At 65.6% G+C, this 20132-nt stretch carries 23 protein-coding genes, 1 tRNA gene and 1 other RNA gene; 7 read left to right on the top strand and 18 right to left on the bottom strand.

Annotated elements, in window-relative coordinates; all coding sequences use genetic code 11:
- Positions 1 to 196: 196 nt before the first annotated feature.
- Complete coding sequence (locus EV650_RS25750; RefSeq protein ID WP_134121572.1) at positions 197 to 1012, top strand: nucleotidyltransferase domain-containing protein; 816 nt, start codon at positions 197 to 199, stop codon at positions 1010 to 1012.
- A gap of 31 nt (positions 1013 to 1043) precedes the next feature.
- Here EV650_RS25750 and EV650_RS25745 read toward each other — a convergent pair whose 3' ends face one another.
- On the bottom strand, positions 1044 to 2669 hold the full coding sequence (locus EV650_RS25745; protein WP_166678270.1) for a long-chain fatty acid--CoA ligase: 1626 nt from the start codon (positions 2667 to 2669) through the stop codon (positions 1044 to 1046).
- A 165-nt stretch (positions 2670 to 2834) separates the two neighbouring features.
- Between EV650_RS25745 and EV650_RS25740 the strand changes: the two genes are divergently transcribed.
- Together EV650_RS25740 and EV650_RS25735 are read left to right on the top strand one after the other, a co-directional pair.
- Complete coding sequence (locus tag EV650_RS25740; protein ID WP_134121571.1) at positions 2835 to 3311, top strand: MarR family winged helix-turn-helix transcriptional regulator; 477 nt, start codon at positions 2835 to 2837, stop codon at positions 3309 to 3311.
- Between the two features lie 2 nt (positions 3312 to 3313).
- Complete coding sequence (locus EV650_RS25735; RefSeq protein ID WP_134121570.1) at positions 3314 to 3712, top strand: SRPBCC family protein; 399 nt, start codon at positions 3314 to 3316, stop codon at positions 3710 to 3712.
- An 18-nt stretch (positions 3713 to 3730) separates the two neighbouring features.
- Here EV650_RS25735 and nadE read toward each other — a convergent pair whose 3' ends face one another.
- Positions 3731 to 4549 carry an NAD(+) synthase gene (gene nadE / locus EV650_RS25730; protein ID WP_134121569.1) on the bottom strand — a complete coding sequence of 273 codons (819 nt, stop codon included), beginning with the start codon at positions 4547 to 4549 and terminating at the stop codon, positions 3731 to 3733.
- A 28-nt stretch (positions 4550 to 4577) separates the two neighbouring features.
- An RNA gene (gene ffs, locus EV650_RS25725) (signal recognition particle sRNA small type) lies at positions 4578 to 4674 on the bottom strand.
- Positions 4675 to 4779: 105 nt separating this feature from the next.
- Here ffs and EV650_RS25720 point away from each other — a divergent pair.
- Entirely contained in the window at positions 4780 to 5595 is an 816-nt protein-coding gene (locus tag EV650_RS25720) for a TIGR03620 family F420-dependent LLM class oxidoreductase (RefSeq protein ID WP_134121568.1), read from the top strand.
- Here the strand turns inward: EV650_RS25720 and EV650_RS25715 are convergent.
- Positions 5572 to 6096 carry a GNAT family N-acetyltransferase gene (locus EV650_RS25715; protein WP_134121567.1) on the bottom strand — a complete coding sequence of 175 codons (525 nt, stop codon included), beginning with the start codon at positions 6094 to 6096 and terminating at the stop codon, positions 5572 to 5574. The genes EV650_RS25720 and EV650_RS25715 overlap by 24 nt on opposite strands.
- A 77-nt stretch (positions 6097 to 6173) precedes the next feature.
- Between EV650_RS25715 and EV650_RS25710 the strand changes: the two genes are divergently transcribed.
- Positions 6174 to 6261 (top strand) — tRNA-Ser (locus EV650_RS25710).
- Between the two features lie 382 nt (positions 6262 to 6643).
- Here EV650_RS25710 and EV650_RS25705 read toward each other — a convergent pair.
- From EV650_RS25705 to EV650_RS41145, 14 genes are all read right to left on the bottom strand, one after another.
- The gene (locus EV650_RS25705; protein ID WP_134121566.1) at positions 6644 to 7012 is read right to left on the bottom strand and encodes a hypothetical protein; all 369 of its coding nucleotides are present in this window, start codon (positions 7010 to 7012) and stop codon (positions 6644 to 6646) included.
- 25 nt (positions 7013 to 7037) lie between these two features.
- On the bottom strand, positions 7038 to 8234 hold the full coding sequence (locus EV650_RS25700) for an ImmA/IrrE family metallo-endopeptidase (RefSeq protein WP_134121565.1): 1197 nt from the start codon (positions 8232 to 8234) through the stop codon (positions 7038 to 7040).
- A gap of 247 nt (positions 8235 to 8481) precedes the next feature.
- Positions 8482 to 9618, bottom strand: coding sequence for a tyrosine-type recombinase/integrase (locus tag EV650_RS25695; protein WP_238174448.1), 1137 nt, complete (start codon positions 9616 to 9618; stop codon positions 8482 to 8484).
- 171 nt (positions 9619 to 9789) lie between these two features.
- Entirely contained in the window at positions 9790 to 10017 is a 228-nt protein-coding gene (locus tag EV650_RS25690; protein ID WP_166678269.1) for a helix-turn-helix domain-containing protein, read from the bottom strand.
- A gap of 38 nt (positions 10018 to 10055) precedes the next feature.
- Positions 10056 to 11408, bottom strand: a complete 1353-nt coding sequence (locus tag EV650_RS25685; protein WP_202874898.1) for a DUF3631 domain-containing protein — start codon at positions 11406 to 11408, stop codon at positions 10056 to 10058.
- Positions 11405 to 12277 (bottom strand): bifunctional DNA primase/polymerase, encoded by an 873-nt coding sequence (locus tag EV650_RS25680; RefSeq protein WP_134121562.1) that lies wholly within the window; start codon positions 12275 to 12277, stop codon positions 11405 to 11407. Before EV650_RS25680 ends, EV650_RS25685 begins: the two co-directional genes overlap by 4 nt.
- Before the next feature lie 23 nt (positions 12278 to 12300).
- Complete coding sequence (locus EV650_RS25675; protein ID WP_238174447.1) at positions 12301 to 12732, bottom strand: RRQRL motif-containing zinc-binding protein; 432 nt, start codon at positions 12730 to 12732, stop codon at positions 12301 to 12303.
- Positions 12729 to 13007 (bottom strand): hypothetical protein, encoded by a 279-nt coding sequence (locus tag EV650_RS25670; RefSeq protein ID WP_134121561.1) that lies wholly within the window; start codon positions 13005 to 13007, stop codon positions 12729 to 12731. The genes EV650_RS25675 and EV650_RS25670 overlap by 4 nt, the downstream gene beginning before the upstream one ends.
- Positions 13008 to 13024: 17 nt before the next feature.
- Positions 13025 to 13330 (bottom strand): hypothetical protein, encoded by a 306-nt coding sequence (locus EV650_RS25665; protein ID WP_202874896.1) that lies wholly within the window; start codon positions 13328 to 13330, stop codon positions 13025 to 13027.
- Between the two features lie 247 nt (positions 13331 to 13577).
- Positions 13578 to 15848 carry a cell division protein FtsK gene (locus EV650_RS25660; RefSeq protein ID WP_134121560.1) on the bottom strand — a complete coding sequence of 757 codons (2271 nt, stop codon included), beginning with the start codon at positions 15846 to 15848 and terminating at the stop codon, positions 13578 to 13580.
- 19 nt (positions 15849 to 15867) lie between these two features.
- Positions 15868 to 16836: a hypothetical protein gene (locus tag EV650_RS25655; RefSeq protein ID WP_134121559.1), complete on the bottom strand. Its 969-nt coding sequence runs from the start codon at positions 16834 to 16836 to the stop codon at positions 15868 to 15870.
- The gene (locus EV650_RS25650; protein WP_134121558.1) at positions 16833 to 17204 is read right to left on the bottom strand and encodes a hypothetical protein; all 372 of its coding nucleotides are present in this window, start codon (positions 17202 to 17204) and stop codon (positions 16833 to 16835) included. Before EV650_RS25650 ends, EV650_RS25655 begins: the two co-directional genes overlap by 4 nt.
- Positions 17201 to 17458 (bottom strand): hypothetical protein, encoded by a 258-nt coding sequence (locus tag EV650_RS25645; RefSeq protein WP_134121557.1) that lies wholly within the window; start codon positions 17456 to 17458, stop codon positions 17201 to 17203. The genes EV650_RS25650 and EV650_RS25645 overlap by 4 nt, the downstream gene beginning before the upstream one ends.
- Positions 17455 to 17835, bottom strand: coding sequence for a DUF6284 family protein (locus EV650_RS41145; RefSeq protein ID WP_238174446.1), 381 nt, complete (start codon positions 17833 to 17835; stop codon positions 17455 to 17457). Before EV650_RS41145 ends, EV650_RS25645 begins: the two co-directional genes overlap by 4 nt.
- Positions 17836 to 18031: 196 nt before the next feature.
- On the opposite strand from EV650_RS41145, the gene EV650_RS25635 reads away from it, so the two are divergent.
- Both EV650_RS25635 and EV650_RS25630 read left to right on the top strand, forming a co-directional pair.
- Entirely contained in the window at positions 18032 to 18886 is an 855-nt protein-coding gene (locus EV650_RS25635; RefSeq protein WP_134121556.1) for a GntR family transcriptional regulator, read from the top strand.
- Positions 18883 to 19560, top strand: a complete 678-nt coding sequence (locus EV650_RS25630) for an HAD family hydrolase (protein ID WP_166678268.1) — start codon at positions 18883 to 18885, stop codon at positions 19558 to 19560. Before EV650_RS25635 ends, EV650_RS25630 begins: the two co-directional genes overlap by 4 nt.
- Positions 19561 to 20132: the final 572 nt, after the last annotated feature.

Below are 20132 nucleotides of genomic sequence, written 5' to 3'. Positions count from 1 at the left end.
AGTTTCGAGCCGGACCGGGTCGGTGCGGACCGGTGCGGGGCCGACGCGGCCGGCGCGGTGCGGTGCGTGCGTGTCGAGGCCGTGCGCGGTCGGGTCCCGGGCGAGCCCGGGCGGGGCCGGATCGGTACGGGGAGCGCGGGTCAGAGATGCCCGATCGCGGCGTTGGCCGGCGGGCGCTGCGGTCTAGGGTGGTGGGGTGTCGGCTGGGGATGGGCGTCAACGACAGGTGATCGTGCGGGCTCGGGAGCTGCTGCCTGAGGATGAGCGGATTCTCGCGGTCTATCTGATCGGCAGTTACGCGACCGGCGCGGCGGACCGCTACAGCGACGTCGACGTACATCTAGTGGTGACAGACGACAGCGCGGAGTGGTTCGCGGAGCATTGGGACGACGTACTGCGGAAGCTCACCGGGCCGACCGTGCTGGCCGAAGGGCTGCCCGGGATGATCGGCGGGCTCGGGATCACCGCGGAGTGGCTGCACGTCGATCTGATCGTGCACCCGCTCGAATCGTTCGTTCGAGACCAGTACGACGGAGTCAAGGTGCTGTTCGACCGGGACGGGACTCTGTTCCCGGACGGCGACATCGCTCCGAAGGGCGGGCGGGCCGGCGAGCCGTACTGGCCCGCGGTCAACGTCAACCTCTTCTTCTACTTCCTGGGCAATCTGGTCACGGTCCTCGGCCGCGACGAGCGGATCGTCGGCAACCAGGGCATCGGCGCCGTCCGCGACCAACTGATCGCGCTGATGCTGGCCGAACGCGGCGTACGCCGGACCAGTGGAGCCAAGCGCCTCAACGCCCTACTCTCCGACGAGCAACGCGCCACCCTGGAAGCCATCCCAGCCGCGGGCACCGACCCCGCCGACATCATCGTGGCGAATCAGTACATCTGCCGCCAGTTCATCACCCGCGGCACCGCCCTCGCGAAGCTAACCGACAGCCCCTGGCCTACCGAGTTCGTCGAAGCAACCCTGAACCACCTCCGCAATCACTTCCAGGTCAACTTCACCTGACCGTCCACAGCCGATTGGTTGCCGCAGGCATTCACTTCAGGTGGTAGTTGGCGAAGCGGGTGCGGAGGTCCTTCTTGGAGAACTTGCCGACCGAAGTCTTCGGGACTTCGTCGATGAACTCGACCGCATCCGGGAGCCACCACTTCGCGACCAGCGGGCGAAGGTACTCGAGGATCTCCTCGCCGGTCACGGTCGAGCCCTCTTGGAGGACGACGCACGCGAGCGGCCGTTCATCCCACTTCGGATGCGGTACGCCGATCACGGCGGCCTCCTTCACCGCGGGGTTGGCCATCAGCAGGTTCTCGAGCTCGACCGAGCTGATCCATTCGCCCCCGGACTTCACCAGATCCTTCGTCCGGTCGACGATCCGCACCGACCCGTACTGGTCGATCGCGGCGACGTCGCCCGTCTTCATCCAGCCGTCCTCGGTGTTCAGCTGAGCACCGTCGTCGGGCCGGTAGTACTCTGCGGCGATCCACGGACCGCGGACCTGCAGCTCACCAGTCGCCTCGTCATCCCACGGCAGCGCCTCGATCGAGCCTGGCTCGACGATCCGCACCTCGACACCCGGCAGCGGCAACCCGGCCCGGGCTCGCAGGTGAGCCTGCTCCTCCTCGGGAAGGTCCTGGTTCCGCGACGGAACGTGGGACGCGGTCGCGACCGGACTCGTCTCGGTCATCCCCCACGCCTGCAGGATCGGCCGGCCGAGCTTCGCCCGGAACGCCTCCGACAGAGCCTCCGGTACGGCGGACCCGCCGCACGGGATCCGCCTGAGCTTCGGCAACTCGACGCCGTCGAGCAACGGCAACAGCCCCTGCCAGATCGTCGGCACACCGGCCGAGAGCGTGACCTCCTGCTCCTGCAGCAGCTTGAGGATCCCCTTCGGGCTCATGTCCGGCCCCGGGAACACCAGCGAGGCGCCGGCCATCGGTGCCGCGTGCGCCAGACCCCAGGCATTCGCGTGGAACATCGGCACGACCGGCATCACCGTGTCCGTCTCGGTCAGCCCGATCCCGGCGTTCGTGAGTACGCCGATCGAGTGCAGCCAGGTGGACCGGTGCGAGTACACGACTCCCTTCGGATTCCCCGTCGTACCGCTCGTGTAGCACATCGCGGCGGCCTGGTTCTCGTCTTCGACGTGGAACTCGACCGGCTTGGCCGCGGCCAGCAGCTCCTCGTAGTCGTGGAAGCGTGGGTCGTCCGGGACCTCCGCACCCGGCGCCCCAGCCGGCAGGTCGTCCATCACGACGACATGCCTCACCTCTGGAAGCCGCTCGAGCAGTGGCAGGAACAGCGCCAGCAGGGACCGATCGACGAACACGACCTCGTCCTCGGCGTGATTCGCGATGTAGACGACCTGGTCGGGGAAGAGTCTGATGTTGAGCGTGTGCAACACCCGACCGGTGCAGGGCGCGGCGAAGTACAGCTCGAGGTGACGCCCTGAGTTCCACGCGAAGGTCGCGACGCGGCCGTCCGGACTGATCCCGAGCGTGTCGAGGACGCCGCCCAGCCGTCTGGTCCGGTCGGCCCACTCGCCGTACGTCAGCTTGATCGGCGCCGGACCGCCGGTGTAGATGGTCTTGTCCGGGTAGAACTGCTCCGCCCGGCGGAAGATCGTGTCCAGGGACAGCTGGTAACTCTGCATCAGACCCTTCATGCACACACTGTGCCAGTCGCGATGTCACCTTGACCATGACCTCAGCCGGACTTTCTCCGGCACTTTCCCGGAACCCGTCGCCTCGGGCAACAGTCACCGATCAACTCGCGAAAAGACTCGCGTCCAATAGATGTCATGACACGTGTGTCGTGTAATATATCGGTCATGAAGGTTGTCGAGGAGCTTCGCTACCTGGTGCTGGCGATCCAGCGCGAGGGCAACCGGCTGCTCGCCGCCGAGCTGCGCCCGTTGGGCATAACCCCTTCCCAGGCTGAGGTTCTGCGCGTGCTGCGAGACCACGGCCCGCTCACGCTGAACGCTCTCGGCGGGCTGCTGGTCTGCGAGACCGGCAACAGCCCGAGCCGTCTCGTCGATCGCCTCGTCGCCCAAGGACTGGTGAAACGCGGCGTCGACAAGGTCGACCGGCGCTACCTCGCGCTCAGCCTGACCACGTCGGGACGGGCTCTGCACCGCCGCATCATCACCGCGGAAAACCGGCTGCACCGCACCATGCACGACCTCGTCGCCGGCCAGGCCCTCGACGAGACCATCAGCACGCTCCGCATTCTCGCCGACGCCTTTCCGGCCGGCGCGGCCCTGGCCCGCCGCCGGGATCCCGAACTCGCCACTCAGGAGAACTAGTCATGGAACAGGCCACCGAGACCATCCACGCCGGCCCCGCCGCGATCCGCCACGTCCTGCTCGACGCCCTCGCACTTCCTGAGTGGAACGAAGCGTTTCTGGACATCGACGGCCCCGCCGAGGCCGACCTCGGCACCGGCTACGCGCTGCGCGTCCGGCCAGGTTTCGCCGGCGAGCTGCAGTACACGGTGGTCGAGCCGGACCGGATCGAGATCACCTGGCAGGTGCCCGGCTTCCGCGAGGTCGGGACCTGGACGATCGCCGCGGACAGCCGAGTCACGCACACATTCGAGCAGTCCGGGCCATTGGCGACCGTCCTACGCCCGGCGTACCGGAACATCGCGACCATTCGCCTGGCCCGCCTCGCCAACCGCGTCCGCCAGCTCACCCACGCCGCCTGAGCGGAGCGCGCGCCGACCTCAGCTGAAGGCGAGCGGCAGGGCGCGTTTGTGAGCGGTACGGCGGTGTGTCGCGATGATCGTGCTCGCCGCCTTCTCGTCCACCTCGCGGCCTTCGAGGAAGTCGTCGATCTCGTCGTACGTCACGCCCAGCACGGCCTCGTCCGGGACGCCTGGGTTGTTCGTCTCGAGGTCGGCGGTCGGCACCTTGCCGGTGGTCTCCGGCGACGCGCCGAGCGCCTCGCCCACCGCGCGGACGCGCCGCTTGTTCAGACCGGACATCGGCGTCAGGTCGCACGCCCCGTCGCCGTATTTGGTGAAGAAGCCCATCACCGCCTCGGCCGCGTGGTCCGTGCCGATGACCAGGCCGCCGCGGGCGCCGGCCACGACGTACTGCGCGACCATCCGCTGGCGAGCCTTGACGTTGCCGACGTGGAAGTCCTCGCGATCGCCGAGCCCGGCGTGCCGGACCGACTCGACCATGGCGTCGGTAGCCGGCTTGATGTTCACGTCCAACGTCTCGTCGGGCTTGATGAACGCCAGCGCGCGCTGCGCGTCCGCCTCGTCGGCCTGTACGCCGTACGGCAGCCGCACGGCGACGAAGCCGGCCTGGCCGCCCTCCGACCTGATCCGCTCGACAGCAAGCTGGGCCAGCCGCCCCGCGACGGCGGAGTCGACGCCGCCGCTGATGGCGAGCACGTACCCCGTCGCGCCGGTCACCCGGAGCCGGTCCGCCAGGAACTCGACGCGCTGCTCGATCTCGGCAGCTGCGTCGAACGCCGCGGGCACGCCGAGCTCAGCGATGATCAGTTCCTGCAGGTAGCGGCTCTCGGGATTCATCGGACTCCTCACGACGCCAGGCCCTGGACATAAGGATTCCCCGCGCACCCGGAAGAGCTCACTTACCCTTGCTGCCTTCCGGCCCTGGGGGATTTGGGCGAGATACCGCCACGCGGGGAACCAGCCATGAGTGTACGGGATGCGTCTCGGCAATCAGGAATCGGCTCGAGCCGAACGCTCTGAGCGAACACCGCTGGCGGAGGGATCCGATCAGGGCTCATGCTGGATGAGTGACAGATCATCAATTCGGCCCGTTCGGGATCACGACGGGGCTCGACAGCAGTGCAGACTCGATCGCGGCGGCGCGCGCGGCAGAGGAGATCGGCTATCCGGTGATCTGGCTGTCCGGCGGCCCGCTGCCCGGGCTGCAGACCATCACCGATCTGGTCGAGGCGACGACGGAGATCAAGTTCGTCAGCGGGATTCTGGCGGTGTCGAAGTACAGCGCGGCCGATGTGGGTACGACGTACGCCGCACTGGAGGCGGCCGCGCCGGGACGGTTCACTGTCGGTCTCGGTGGGGCGCACGGGCCCAAGCCGTTCGCGACGCTCAATGGGTACCTGGACGAGCTGGACGTACCTGTGGAACGTCGACTGCTCGCTGCGCTGGGCCCGCAGATGCTGAAGCTGGCTGCGGAGCGGTCCGCCGGCGCGTACCCGTTCCTGACCAGTGCGGCGTACTCCGCCGATGCACGGAAGGTCCTGGGCCCGGACAAGCTCCTAGCCGTCAGCCACCTCGTCGTACTCGAAACGGACGCAGAACGGGCCAGGGCGATCGCCCGGGACACCATTGGCTTCTTTACTCGCATCCCTGGGTACATCGCGTCGTTCAAGCGGCAGGGGTTCAGTGAGAGCGACCAGGCTGAGCTGCCCGACCACATGGTCGACGCACTGGCCGCCTGGGGTAGTCCGGCCGACATCAAGGCCAAGCTGACCGAGCACCTGGACGCCGGCGCCGACCACGTCACCGTCAACGTGATCACTGGCGTCACCGGTCCGCAGCCGATCGACCAGTGGCGTGCGCTAGCTCCCGTGCTGCTCGGGTAGCGGCTTCTCGTAGAGGCGGGCGGTCGATTCGAGCTTGTCGTAGCGGTACGGGCGTACTTCACCGGTCGGCTCGAATCCCTGCCGCTGCCAGAACCCGGTGGCGACCTGAGCGTTGGTGTCCACGACAGCCAGGCGCAGCGTCTCGATCTCGGGCCACGTGGTCCCGACGTACCGCTCTATGAGGTTGTACGTCGTTTTGCCGTAGCCGAGACCCTGGTGCTTCGAATGGACCTCGAGCAGACCGATGAACGCAGTCCGGTCATTCGGGAACCCTCTGAGCACATCGACGACGGCAACCATCTGGTCTGCCGCGAAGGCACCCAGAACGACCTTCGACTCCTCCGGAAGACCCTCCGGCCGCATCAGCAACAGACTCTGCGCATCACTAGGCCCAGGCGGGTACCCAGTGATCCGCTCGGTGTACCCAGGATCAGACTCGATCAGCTCCTGCAACGCGTCCACGTCTCCCGGCCCGACCGGCCGCAGCACCACCTCACCCATGCGCAAGACCCTAGACGACCAGTCCGGCGTACCGCCGATTTCTGATTCCCCCGTCCCCTTCGGTATCCTCTCCGCTTGGAGGATTCGCCTAGAGGCCTAGGGCGCACGCTTGGAAAGCGTGTTGGGGGCAACCCCTCACGAGTTCGAATCTCGTATCCTCCGCCAGTCACCCGGACGGAAGAAACCGCAGGTCAAGGCGCGGTTTCGGACCCCGGAGGCACGAACGACAGAGGGGCCGGACGCTCAGCGTCCGGCCCCTCTTCATGTCCCAGGGTCTCAACGAAGGTCTCAACAGCCCTCTCAGGCACGTCCATGATGGACCCACTCCGGCTCTCCCAGCAGCCGGAACCCGTCGCGGGCGACGGCCGCGGCTCGTGGCGCGATCTCACCGCTGATTGCGGCGGACGCTTCAGCCGAAGCTGGCCGGCGCTAGAGAGTACGTCATCTGACGCCTATGCTGGGTCCACCGTGCGAGCCCAGGGGATCGATGTGCCTGAAGGCGCCTCTACATCCCATAATATTCGCCAGCTCCGATCGTCCTCGGAAACTATTGCTCAGAAACCGAGGGTGGCTCGGAACTGCTAATCGAACGTTCGCTCTCGACAACGCGGGCGACGTCGGCGTCGGTTCCAGAGCCATCTTCATTCGTACCGCGCACTCGTCGCACGATGGCTTTTACGGAACTCTTGATTGCGTCCGCGATGATATCGGAAGCTACGCCGGTTGAAACGGCAATGACGATGGTGACCACCTCGCCCAGGCCGAATCCGTATCCGCTCTCCTCGTCTTCGATTAATGAAATCGTCAGGTCCGGCTCGTCGACGAGAACGGCTGGCGATTCCGTGTCGCTGAGTAGCGGTTGCCCACTGCTGTCTAGTTCCAATCTGAGCGTAAAAGTTTGGCGATCATCTGACATTTGGTGTCATCTTTCTCCAATAGCTCTAACTCGGTCCATTTGCAGGGAAACAGAAGTTCTCGCGAAACTCATCTGCCTGTTTCTTAAGCCACAACGGACCGCGCTCATATAAGAGTCCTTTGGCTTGAAATAGCAGCAAGTCACCCAATTGCCAGACTCGTTGGAGAGACCGGGATGCAGGCAGGTCGCCAGCCCGACGGAGAAATGGGAGCTCCCGATCGCGGATCGGTATCTCTATCCAGTCAACTGGATAGTCGGCAAGGACCGCTCCAACGATCCTGTCTAGCGATAGATAAAGGAAGAGCCACCTTAACGCCATGAACGTCAGAAAGGGCGTCTCCTTCTCCACGAAGGGCTGGGCGTCGAATAGCAGGTCGTAGGCAAATCCATCTGCCTCAACTTCGAGTGCCTGATCGAACGGTTTGCCGCTATGCAGTAGCATATGAGCGAACTCGTGAGCCAGCATGAACTCGACCTGTGTGTGCGAAAGTCGCTGCGCAGCTCCGAATGTTCCATACGATGGCGCCCTGAGGATGGGCAGGCGACTGTAGTTAGTATTGTGGTAATACAGTGCAAAAATCCAGGGCAGGAGCAGGTCGAGAAGTTTTTCACCTGCACGAATTCCGTCCGGGCGTGATTCTGGATTGAGGATCGAGTCGGCAACAGTCCAAAGTAGAAGATTGATCGACCGTAAGTGCTCCCGAGAAACAGCCGAGATCTCGATAAGCCGTCGCCCAGGGTAACTGAATGCAAGAATTTGCGGTCTAATTACAGTTGCAATAGATACCTGATCAATCTGCTCGGCGTGACCAGGGTGCGCGAGGACCAATTTCTGCTTGAACTCGTCGACCCAAACGGGTCTCGGTAGTAGACCACCCATGTAGGCGAGTCGGGCGGCGTCGCCCATGCAGATTCGACTGAAGTCTTGGAAGTATTCCCAAACTTCCGCACCGGCGTCTGTCGATAGAACCATTGATGAACGGAAAAGGTAATGAAGGATTGAGACGGCTGACATGTCGCCGCCGGAGGTTTTGATCGAATCGGCATGGGTCCGATCTCCGCGTAGCGGATCGACGTAACCGTCTATATCCCAGAAGACCTTCCCTCCGGGCGGACCCGTGACTGCGGGCGTATAGATGCCGTCGTAATCGGCGTCTGCTTGCGCCGTCAAGATCGAGATAGCCTCGTGATATGTGACTCTGCGATTTTTATCCCCACCCACGCTCACTACTCTGCCCTAACCCTGACGCCCTGTCATCAGGTCACGGTCGAGATCCTCAGACGCTCGTAACGCACATGTGTTCTGATTGGCGAAGCTTGGATGAGTATGCGGAAGCGTCTGAAGTTCGCACGTTCGGAGCACGAACCGCTGGTCAAGAGCGGTTTTCGGGCTTCGGAGTCACGAAGGACAGAGGGGCCGGATGCTGAGCGTCCGGCCCCTCTTCATGTCCCAGGGTCTCAACAGCCTCTCACGCAGGCACGAGAACTCCGCCAGCCGCCTCGTCCGGGTCGTCGTTCTCCCCCGCCTCGGTGGCCGCCCAGAGCAGTCCGCCGACGCGTTCGGCAATGTCCATCCGGACAGGCGCGGTGACGTGCTGGTACCGCTTGACCATCGATGACGACGACCAGCCCATCACGTCCATGACGGCCCGCTCGGGTACGCCGAGCAGCAGCAGGACGGTCGCGGCCGTGTGCCGGGCATCGTGCAGTCTGCCGTCACGAATCCCGGCCGCCTTCAGGATCCCTTTCCACTCCCGGTAGTCCATGTTCGGGCTCAGCGCCTCTCCGGTCCGCTTGGCGAACACCCACCCTTCGTCCTTCCAGAGTTGGCGAGCTCGGGTCCTTTCGGCGGCCTGCTCCTTCCAGTGAGCCCGCAGAATCTTCGTCAGCTCCGTCGGTAGGCCGATCGTCCGGCGACCTGCCCGCGATTTCGTCGGTGCTGCGTCCGGTCGGGCCTTCTGGCGCTTCGGACAGAATCCGGGCTTCCGACCGCACGGCTCGCCGTCGCAGCCGTGCTTGTACTTGGGCCGGTTCAGGCTCCGTCGCACCCGCAGTATTCCGGCCTTCATATCGACGTCCGACCACTTCAGTCCCAGTGCCTCGCCCTGACGCAATCCGAGCGCCAAGGCGATTGCCCACCGCGCACTGTTCCGGCGCTTGTTGGCCTCGACCAAGATCGCTTTGATCTCGTCGACGGTGTACGGATCGATCTCGTCCTCTTCCTCCAGGTCGAGCCGTGGCGGATTCGCCAGCTCGGCAGGGTTGTGCGCTGTCAGCGCGCCGCGTTTCTCGGCTTCTCCCAGCGCTCTGCGAATGGTCCGGTGCGCCTGATGAGCAGTGCCGGCCGCCGACCCGTTCTCCTGCATCTTCGTGTAGAAGCGTTCTAGGTGTTCGGGCAGCAACTTGTTCAGCTTGTGCGCTCCGAGACCGGGAATGAGGTGCACCCGCACGGCGACTTCATATGCGTCGTATGCGCCGTCTCGCAGGGTCGGCCGGGCGATTGTCAGCCAGTGCGTGAGCCATTCCGCAACCGTCCACTTCTTCGGCCCGGCCCGCCGTACCTTGCCGCTGTCGCGCTGCTTTTCCAGCTCCTTGACACGCGCCACTACGTCTTCCTTGCGCCTGCGCTTTACGTGTGGCCGGTCAGGCTGCCCGTTGTCCTTTACACCCATGGTCACGCGGCCGTGCCAGTAGCCGTCCGCGCCAAGGTAGATCGAGGACCGGCCGTCAGGGTTCTTGTGACGCTTCGCTTTCTCTTCGCTCATTGGGATTCCCTCCTAGGCGGCCTGTCGGTTGTCTCGGGCAGCGGCCCGGAGACGATCGATGTACTCGGTGATGCACTCCGCTGGGATTCGCCGGAGGCGACCGAGCGGGATCGATTCGAGGTCGCCTGACTTCAGCAGGGCGAACACCGTTGTCCGGCCGATGCCGAGCTGTTGCGCGGCCTGCTCCACCGTCAGCAAGAGCGGCGCAGTGGTGGTGATCGAGTCTTCAGCGATGCTCATCGGGAAGAGATCTCCTTCAGTCAGTCGGTCGCGTTCACTCATGCGCAGTTGGGGTGTGTGCGGCTGCCGTCGTCGTGCGAAAGGGGCCGCCGACAACGGATGCAGGTGGCAGCCTGTGCGGGCTTCTCCGGGTCGTCCGTCCCATCCGTCCCAACCGTCCCTGCCCAGGTCAGAGCGGGGACGGATGGATCGTTGGGACGGTTCGATCCGTCCCACGGGACCGATCCGTCCCCGGCGTGACCTGCGATGGGACGGTTGGGACGGTTCGTGACGGTTGATTGGCTAGAGCCGTTTTCGGCGGGTTCGGGGCAGTACCTCGCCCAGGCGTCAGCGAAGTCATCGCGGGTGTAGCCCTTGGACTGGGTGCCGTCTTCCCAGCGGTGGTTCTTCGGGGTGATGTCGAACTCGCGCAGCAGCGCGGCCAGTCGCCGTACGGTGAGTCCGCCCGGTGCGGGCATCTCCTGCCAGGGCGACTCTTCGTCGGCGCGCAGCCGTTGGGCGAGCACGGTCGACGGGAGCGCGGTCGCCGCGCCGAATGCGGTCCGGCAGTCGGTCAGCAGCCGTACGGACTGCGAGACCTCGGTGGAGTCCTGTAGCTCAGCCAGCAGTGTCAACGCAGCTCCACGGGCGGCCTGGGGCCAGCGACCGCCTGCCAGGTCGGCCAGCGCAATCAGGGGTTCCCAGGTGTCGGCGGCGCGGTCTTCGAGCGGCATCGTCGGGGCCGCGTTGGTCAGCTCGTCCAGGTGCATGATGACCCACGCGTGCAGCCGATTGCGCAGGTCGGCCAGCACCGGCCCGTCGCGGCGTACCCGGTAGGGCTGCACGGTCTCACCGGCCGCGCGGCGACGCATCCGGATCACGGCAGCCCGGTCCTCGATCGTGTCGGGCATGGTGCCGATTCCCGCGAGTGCGGCCATGGCGAAGGTCTCGATCCGCTCCACGTTCTTGGATCCGGCGTCGTAGCGCAGGGTCGGGCGTCCCCGCTGGTGACCGGCGTTCAGCAGCCCGCGCAGGTCCTCGTGGTCACCCGCCTTCGGGCCAAAGATCGTGTCGGCCTCATCGATCAGCAGCGTCGGCGGATCGGACGGCATGAGCCCGATCGACCGGTAGACCGCTGACGGGGACGCGTTGGTGGTCATCAGCGGCCGGTGCACCATGCCGTCGGCCATGTCGAGCAGTCGCGACTTTCCGCACCGCTTTTCTGGCGCCCGGATCACCAGCCGCGGCGCGCAGTTCCACGCGGGTACGGCGTGCGTCGCACCGATCCACAGCACTACCGCGGTCAGCGCGGCGTCGCTGGGTAGTACGACGTAACGAGTGATGGTCTCGGCTACTTCGTCCAGCAGCTCGGCACCGTTGACCTGTTCGGGCATGGTCTGATCCGGGGTCATGCGGCAATCCCTTCGTCATGGAAGCCACCAGCGATAGCGGCTTGGATGTCGCGGGCGGTTTGTTCAACTTGCTGTCCTACGTCGGTCAGTGCGGCGATCGCGTCGGCTTGGGTGATAGCTCCGGCCGCGACCATCCGAGCGACGCCTCTAGCGGCTCCGTAGAGCGTTGTTCGGCGCTTTCCCTCGGGTGCGTTGCGTACGGCGTTGAGGGTGGACGTGAGCAGGCTCTGAGGGTTCGAGATGCCCCCCGCCTTGGCGGTCCGGATCGGCCCGGCCGGGCGGGTGGTGGAATCGGCCGGCGTAGCGGGTAGGCAGGCGTCGATCAGCGCGGGGGGCATCTCGCTCAGTTCGGCCAGTCCGTCGCCCCATCGGTAGGGCTGGTGGGTGCGGTGGTGGATCGAGGGCGGGAGAACGACGTACCCGCCGTCTGCCTTGATGTCGATTCCGGCCCGGTTCGGCATCGGCCGCGACGGGACCTCGCGGCCGGGGTGGCGGTAGTACAGGTGCACTCCAGCGGAGCCGGTACGAACCCACAGCGTGCGCGGCACCAACTGGAACGCCACCAGCTCGCCCAGGCTGTCACTACCTCCGTGTGCGGGATCGACGTCGACCACGACCAGCCCAGACACGGCACCAGTCCGTACGGCGAGCTGTCCGGCAGGTACGGCCGCCACGATCTGCGCGACCCGATCGGGGTCGGTGCTGGCGGCGTAGAACCCGTGGCAGGTCAGGTGCCCACAGTTCGCCGGGTCGTGCGGATTGTCGCGGCAGTCGTTGCAGTTGGCAACGGGTCGCTTGGAGCGACCGAGCATGAACACCGGCCAGCCATGCGAGGTAGCGTCCAGGGCGGCAGTCAGCAGGTCGTTCATCGTGGATTCCTCCTCGAGGTGGATTAGGCGGCGTCTGCGCCGATGACGTGGTCGACGTCGTACATGCACAGGTCGCACAGCGGGTCGTGAGTGGGCACGCAGTACGTGACGACCCGGCCGCACTGGCGGCAGGTCCGCCGTGCCTGCATTGCCTTGTCCAGGGCGTTGAGCTGTGCTGGTGATGGCTTACGAGATGGGCGTGCGAGGTCGAGCCGGTACAGCCACGCCCACCGCTTCCCCTTGCGCCACACCAGCAGCGCGTACGGCTCCTGCCCACCGGGACACATCCGCATCGCCCGGAGTTGGCGGCGGGTGGCGAGCCCTGCGGGTGCCCACCGAAACCGGAACACCGGCGTTCCGTAGTAGTCCCAGCCGAGAGCCTGTTTGCCGTTCCACAGCTCGACCCATCGCGACTTCGCCGGGTGCAGGCTGAGCCCGTTCAGCGCGGCCGTCACCGACGCCACCAGCGACGCTTGCGCCCTGCCTGCTCGAAGCGTTCCCGCGCAGCCAGGGCTTCGGTGGTCTCGTTGTTGGTCGAGTATTGGTTCAGCTCGTCCAGCGCGGCGCGGTACTCCTCCCGCGGCGTCAACGGACGCTCCTTCTCGTCGTCGCGTTCGGCGGCGGGCTTGGTGCGGTGGAGGTCTGCGAGCTGGTCGCGGAACTCCTCGCGCGACTCGTCATGTGGGCCGCGGTTTGAGGTCTTGCGGTGTGGCTTGCGTGCGGTGGCCATGGGTGGTGTCCTCCGGGTCAGCGGTTGCTGTGGCGGTCGATCAGGCGTCGGCCGATCCGGCGTCGGCGGCCGGTGCCTTTGCAGCGCGGGCAGTCGCGGAACTTCTTGCCGGACAGGGATCGGGACTTGCCCGAGCCTGAGCAGCGGGTGCATTTGGCGTAGGGCCAGATCCGGCAGGCCAGCAGATAGAGCCCGATGATCACGAGCCCTGTGGTGACCAGGACGGCGATCTGTACGTCTCGGGTCGGTGCCTGCGCGATCGCCGATATCGCGACGATCAGTGCGGAGGCGACGAGGACTGCGGCGTGGACGGGACCAGACATGTCTGTCACTTTCTGTAGTTGGTCGAGGGTGTGACGTGCCGGGGCGAGCACCTAGCGGTGTCCGTCCGGGGTGGATGATCGGGGTGAGTTAGCTGCCGGTGATCGGGTTAGGTCTGTAACTCACCGGCTCTTAGAGGGCTAATGTGGCTCTGACCTGCGGAAAGTTAGCGAGTGAGGCGAGTTAACCCGGGGCCGGAAACTGCTGGTCAGAGCCCGATTCGGGCGGTCTTCGACCCCGAGGGTGGAGCTAACTCGCGAGTTGGCCGGCGTCGTCGCCGTCCTCGTCAGGGCTGGTCGCGTCCTGTTCGCGCCGCACGATCGCGTCACGGATAGTGGCCGGATCGACGGGGTAGCGGTTCCCAGTCGAGGGCACCTTGATCCCGTGCTCGGCGGCCAGCAGCTCCCGCAGCGCCTTCCCGGTGAGCGCCTGGTACGGCGTCCAGGTCGGCGCGTGCCGCTTGAGCAGCGCGGGCACGTCCGCGACCGCTACCGGGTCGTCTCCGAGGACTTCGTCCAGGTCCGTCAGCAGGTCGCGGGTCTCGATCTGCACTGGACGGGAGTCCGGCGCGGCCTTGCCGAGCTTGGCGATCGCGTCGAGGGACCGCTTGATGATCGGTGTGACCTGGTCGTTGCCCTTGGAGACGTCGAGGTAGTACCACTGCACGATCTCGGACCGTTCCCCGCTGAATCCCTTCACCACAGCCGTTCCCCGGTCGGTACCGGGAATCAGCTCGGTCGCGCGATGCCCGGCCCGGTAAGCGCCCTGGCCCAGCAGACCATCGTTGGCGACGTGGTCACCGACCGCGAACGCGATCCCGTTCGAGCAGTTGCGGGTCACGTCCCGCGGCATCGATTCCTTGGTCGGAGCCTGCGTCGAAACGATCATGTGGATACCGCGCTTGCGGCCGAGTTTGACGATGTCCACCAGCAGTTTCGAGATCTCCTTGCCGTAGGTGCCGTCCTGGATCGCGACGTGCGCCTCTTCCAGCAGACACACCAGCGGATGCAGCCCGACACCCGCGGAGGCGAGTTCACGAGTGACCGCAGGAACCTCGTACTTGAGGAGCCGTTCACCGCGACGCTGAACCTCTTCATGAACGTTCACGAGCTGGTCGCGGATCTCTTTCATGGACTCGTCGTCAGCACCCATCACGTACGACGAACAGCGCGGCTTGAACACCTCGAAATCGAAGTTCGTATCCGGCACCCAGATCCGCAGCTCAGCGGTCGGGTCCAACGCGCACCCGGCCATGATCGCCCGCGCCGCCGACGACTTGCCCTGACCCGGCATGCCACCCGTGATCGTGTTGCGCTCCATCACCGGCGCGTGGATCGCGTCACCCCGCAGCGTCTTCCCAGCAGGCACACCCTTGAACACATCCACCAAACCACCGGCCAGCAACGGGTACTCGCCCGCACCCTCAGCCAATGCGCCCTTGTCCGCGATCCACAGATCCAAGATGCCGGCCTCAGAACCCGTCGTCGGCCACACCTCCTTCGCGGCCCGGTGAAGCCCGGTCGCGAGCTGGGTGCGGCGCTTCGCAATCAGCTCAGCCGTGACACCGGCAGGCAACCGCACCACCGCATGCGTTCCGCGGCCATCCACCCGGGCAGGGGTGATGAACTGAAGCTTCAGCCCGGACTTCAGGTACTGGGTGATGGAAGCGATACGCAGCGCGTCGAGTGCCCGCGCGATCGTGGTTTCATCGATGGCCGCAACCCAGTCCGCATCAGCGGTCGTGACCAGCCACTGCGGCGGTTCAGCGCGCCGTTTGCCTTCGCGCCACGCGGCCAACACCAGCAGGAACGGTCCCGCGACCGCCAGCAGGCTCCACACGAACGCACCCGCCGCGATCAGGACCCCGATCAGCGCGAAGAACCCCAGCCACACACCCGTGAACGACCCGTTCCCGGTCGCCTTGGTGAGTATGGCGACGATCAGCACCAGTAGCGGCACCCCGACCGTCATCGCGACGGCGACCTTGAGGACACCCCAGGCGAGCTTCGGCAGGTCCATCAGGCGACGGTGACGGCGTTCGGTGGCCATCTCCTTGCGGTCAGTCCACTCCTTCAACTCCTCGCGATCGCCGACCGCTTCAGCGGCCTTGATCTGGCGCCGGTAGGTGCCCATGGTCGAGGCATCCCACGCCCGCTTCGCCCACGACTCCACACCCTGCACAACCGTGAACGACTCGCGCAGCAGCACCTTCCCGGTCGTCTTCGTCCGGTCGTGCGTCGCGACCGTCTTCGACGCCCGCGCCACCACCTGCGTGGTCGTCACCGCACGGCGCACCAGCGCGCCACGGTTCGCCAGCCTCCGATCGACCTCGGCCGATTCCTCGGCAGTCAGGACCTCGGCCTCAGCCTCGGTGTCGTCGTCGCCAGAGGTGATGTCGAAGACCTCGTCGGAGTCGATCCGCTCCGCGGGCACACGAATGATGCCCTGAGCAACATCCTGCGTGGACTCGTCGGCATCGTGGTCGGTGTTGTCGTCGTGAAGCTTGTGCACGTTGTCCATGCCGTCTCGCTCCTATCGGTCAGGCCGCGACGCGGGCGGTCTCGCCCGGTGCGTCCGTGTCGTAAGTGCTCGTTTGGGAGGTCGTTTCGGGGATGGTGTTCAGCGCGTCGCGGACGGCCGCGGCGACCTTGGCGGACAGGCCGGTTGAGCAACCGGTCGTGTATCGCGCCCACGCCGGGGTGATGGCATCGGCCGCCGTACCCGGCTCGACGGCTGCTAGGGCTTCGGTCACGTAGTCGGCCAGCAGCTTGCGCCCCGGCTTGGCAGACTTCCTGCGCGTGTGTGACGGCTTCGGCCTACTCGGGGCGGCCGGTACGGTCTCGATCGCCTCAGAGGCCGTCTGCGGTGTCTCGGCAGTGGTGGGCAGCTCGGTGACGGCCGGGGCGGTGTCGAGCCGGTGAGATGCCCCCTCCGGGTCGGCCAGCGCGGCGGCCTGCTCTGCCCGTAGCACGGCCTCGGTGAGCCGGTCCCGCAATACCGGAGCGGTCTCAGCAGCGCAGAACACCAGCAGCGGCGGAACCGAGTGCAACACGATCCCAGCCACGTCGCCGTGCAGGAACGACGACCAGGTGTTCATCGCGTACGTCGCAGCGAACGCGAACCGCTTCGTGCGGCCGATCCACTTGGTGTGGTCGCTCACCTGATACCGCGCGGTGATCTGCTCAGCGCGCAGCACCGCGATCAGCACAAGCGACACCATCGGGTCTAGCAGCCAAGCCGCGAACCACGGCAGCGACCACAGCGCAGCGCCTTGGGCGGCGAACGCCTGAACGTTGACCATCGTGAACGCCAGACCGAGCACGATCCCGACCCACATGCACCGGTCAACCTGCGTCCGCACCGACTCCACACGCAGCGCGACCACGTCCGGGTGAGTGGACAGCGCCCGGACCTGCGACGCCTCGGCCGCCGCCGTCCGCAGCCGGTCGACGCTGTTCGGCTTGGCCGTTGCCGGCGCATTCTCCGGGACCTGGACGGGAGTGCTCACCGGTCGCCCTCCTTGTCCAGTTGGAAACCCTGCCAGGCGATCGCGGACTGCGCCGTACTCACCCGCTCAGCAACGACAGCGGCGTACGTCTTCGCCTCCTCCAGCGCGGCGGCCGCCATCGCGACGCTCTCAGCCGGGTCACGGGCGTCGTCGTACACATCGAAGTCCAACAGCGACCGATCAAGCCCAGTCGCGATCTGACCCGCGAACTGAGCAACCGCGTCCTGAAGCTGGCTCAGCGATCCCAGCAACGCGTACGCGACTGGTGCCGGGACAGTGGCCGTGATCGTGGCGTCGTTCAGGCTCCGGATCGCCCCATAGGCGTCATCAGCGGACTTGATCATCGCGTCCATGCGGTCGAGGTTCATCGGCCGTCGTCCTCCTCGCCCGTCATGGCCTCTTTGGCGTCGGCCAGGAACCCGGCCAACACCCATAGCTCGCCGTACGCCGTCGCGGCCTCAGCCGACACCAGCTCCCCGCGCGGGGGCATCTCATCGGTCAGTACGAACCGCGACAGGTGCTCGAAGCGCGCGGCCAGCTCGTGTCCCACGGCGTCGGGGCTGTCAATCCCGAGCCGATCCGCCCAGGTCTGCTCCAGACTCTGCGCTGTGCGGCGGTTCATGCGGCACCGTCCGCGCTAGTGATGCCGCGAAACGCGATGATGCGGTCGTGACGATCCCAGGTCGATCCGCATGACGAGCACTGTTCCCCGCCGCCGCGAAGGAAGCTCGTGACTACGCTCTCGGCGCACCCGCATGGCAGCGCTGGCGCACCGTCGAGGTAAGCCAACTTGCGCTTGACGGTCAGTACACGGTGCTCCGCGCGCCGCACTCGCCGCCGGTCCAGTTCCGACGCATTCGGAGCGGAATTGATCAACGCGATCTCGGCGTCCAACACGTCAAGCTCGGCCGCGATCAGCGGCCACTCGCACTCGATGGCGGCCAGTTCGGCAGCGATCGGGTCCTCGCCACCGACAGCCGCGAGATGGATGATGCTCATGGGTTGTGCTCCTCTTCAGACGACTAGTACGACCCAGGCGTCTCGGCGGGTACCAACGCCGAGACGCCACCTGGCTAGTCGGACTAGCCTGCCTAGCCAGATTTCGTAGACAGCAAGCTACATAGGCTGGCTAGTCAGGTCAAGTATCTGGACAGAACTGCCCTAGCCTGCCTAGTCAGCTAGTAAGCTTCTGGGCATGGAGCAGCAGCTAGATCCGTCTGACCCGCGACCGCCGTTCAAGCAGGTCGCCAACGCTCTGCGCGCGGCGATCCTCACGCACAAGGTGAAGGCGGGGGAGAAACTTCCGTCTCAGAACGAGCTAGCAACGCAGTACGGCGTTGCTAGGATGACAATTCAGCAGGCGCTAAGGATCTTGCGCGATGAGGGCTTGATCGTCTCTCGTGTCGGAAGCGGCGTATATGTGCGCGAGCAGGCCGACCAGGCAGTCGGCTTGCGTCCACACATTGAAAAGGCATTCGAACGCGACTCCGTGCATATCGACTTCGCGGGCCTCACCGGTGAAACACTCCTGGGGGCGCTTGAGGAGCCGATTGATCGCATCAGGCGCGGTCGCTTGACTCCTCAGTCGATCCATATCCGCATGCTTCTGCCGGATCTCAATCAGCCAATCGCCGTGCCGTCGCGTGCCGGCGGCACGCCAGGTGACGACCCGAGCGTCCGGGCAAGGGTGGCAGGAATCGCCCACCGATCGGCGGGCGAGATCACCCACTCCATCCGCGAACTCGGGGAGTTGGGACTCGTATCAAAGACTGAAGTTGAGGCGCGAGTAGTCGCTGGCCTCCCGATGATGTTCAAGCTCTACGCGTTGAATGATGAAGAGATTTTCTTCGGGTTCTATCCGGTCAGGGAGCGCGAGGTGGAGATCGATGGAGAAACCGTCCCGATATTCGATGCCGTAGGTAAAGACACGGTTCTTTTCCATCACTCACTCAGCGACAACGACCAGGCAACGGGTTCGCAGTACGTTGATCAGGCGCGGCGATGGTTCGACAGTCTCTGGGGCACATTGGGGCAGGTCCGCGAACTGTGACAGTTGATCCACTTCGGCAAATATTCGCCGCCGCAGAGGCAGTCCTCTTCGATTTCGACGGACCGATCTGCTCGGTATTCCACGGGTACCCTCCCCAGCAAATCATCAGCGAACTGCGCGAGCTGGCCGGAACGGTTCGTCACGACCTTGATGACGCTCTGACGAAGGCGACCAGCCCTCACGACTTGCTGCTTGCAGCCGCCGATGAGCCACAGTTGGCGGCCGAGCTCGAGAGGGCTCTGCAAGACGCAGAACTGCGAGCGGTGGACACGGCGCTCCCGACTCCAGGCGCAGCCGACTCGCTAGCAGCGTGCCAGAGCAGCGGGAAGTTGGTTGCGATCGTGAGCAACAACTATGCCGAAGCGGTCGTGCGCTACCTCGCCCGCGCCAGCCTCGTCGACCGAGTCGCGCACGTCGAGGGTCGCGATCCCTCAGACCCAACCCTGATGAAGCCCAACCCGCACTTAATTGAGAACGCTGCGAAGGCACTGGGGATCCGTACTTCCGCCTGCGTTTTCATTGGTGACCAAACCAGCGACATGGAAGCAGGCCGGGCAGCCGGAACGCTCACCATCGGCTACGCAAACAAGCCCGGCAAGGCGGATGCCCTCTCGATTGCCGGTGCCGACGCCGTTGTGCAGAGCATGACGGAGCTGGTCGCCGCAATCGGTTGATGGGCAGCTTCGGAGGTCTCTACTGACCCTGGAATGAGGAGGCAGATTGCGTTATGCCCAGCGCTGGGACCCGGACGCTCCGAAGGGGAGCGCCCCGTTCCATTACGGTGTCTGGGACGAGGACAGGAGGGAATGGGTCGCTCGCGGCTTGACTGGTCCTGACGCGGGCATACACGCGGCTGTCCTCAGCCTGCGATACGAGGGACCTGGCGAGCGTCCCGACCAGGCTGCTCGCTGGCGTGACGTTCCTGTCCATGTCGAACTGACGGTCTCACCGAGCATGACGGAGGTTGCCCTCCTGCATATGTGGGCTCGCGAAGACGACGGCTGGCATGGGTACATCACCTATCTTGAGCGGCATCCCCTGGAACCCGGTCGATGGGCGCATTCCTCAAAGATGAGACGTCTCTCAGAAGACGAGGTCCAGGCCTTCTCGAAACGGCCGGCCGTCCAGTCATGGGGCAGCTAGCCGCGCGGCTACGGGTGGTCTGCGGGCTGGGGTCCCCGTAGCCAGTGCAATCGGCGCGTGACGGGTCCTGGCCCGTGACCTTGCCCGAGGTCGCCTGATCAGC

The organism is Kribbella kalugense (assembly GCF_004365875.1).
GTDB lineage: Bacteria > Actinomycetota > Actinomycetes > Propionibacteriales > Kribbellaceae > Kribbella > Kribbella kalugense.
Note: the sequence above shows the minus strand (reverse complement) of the source record. Positions and strands in the feature narration are given on the sequence as shown.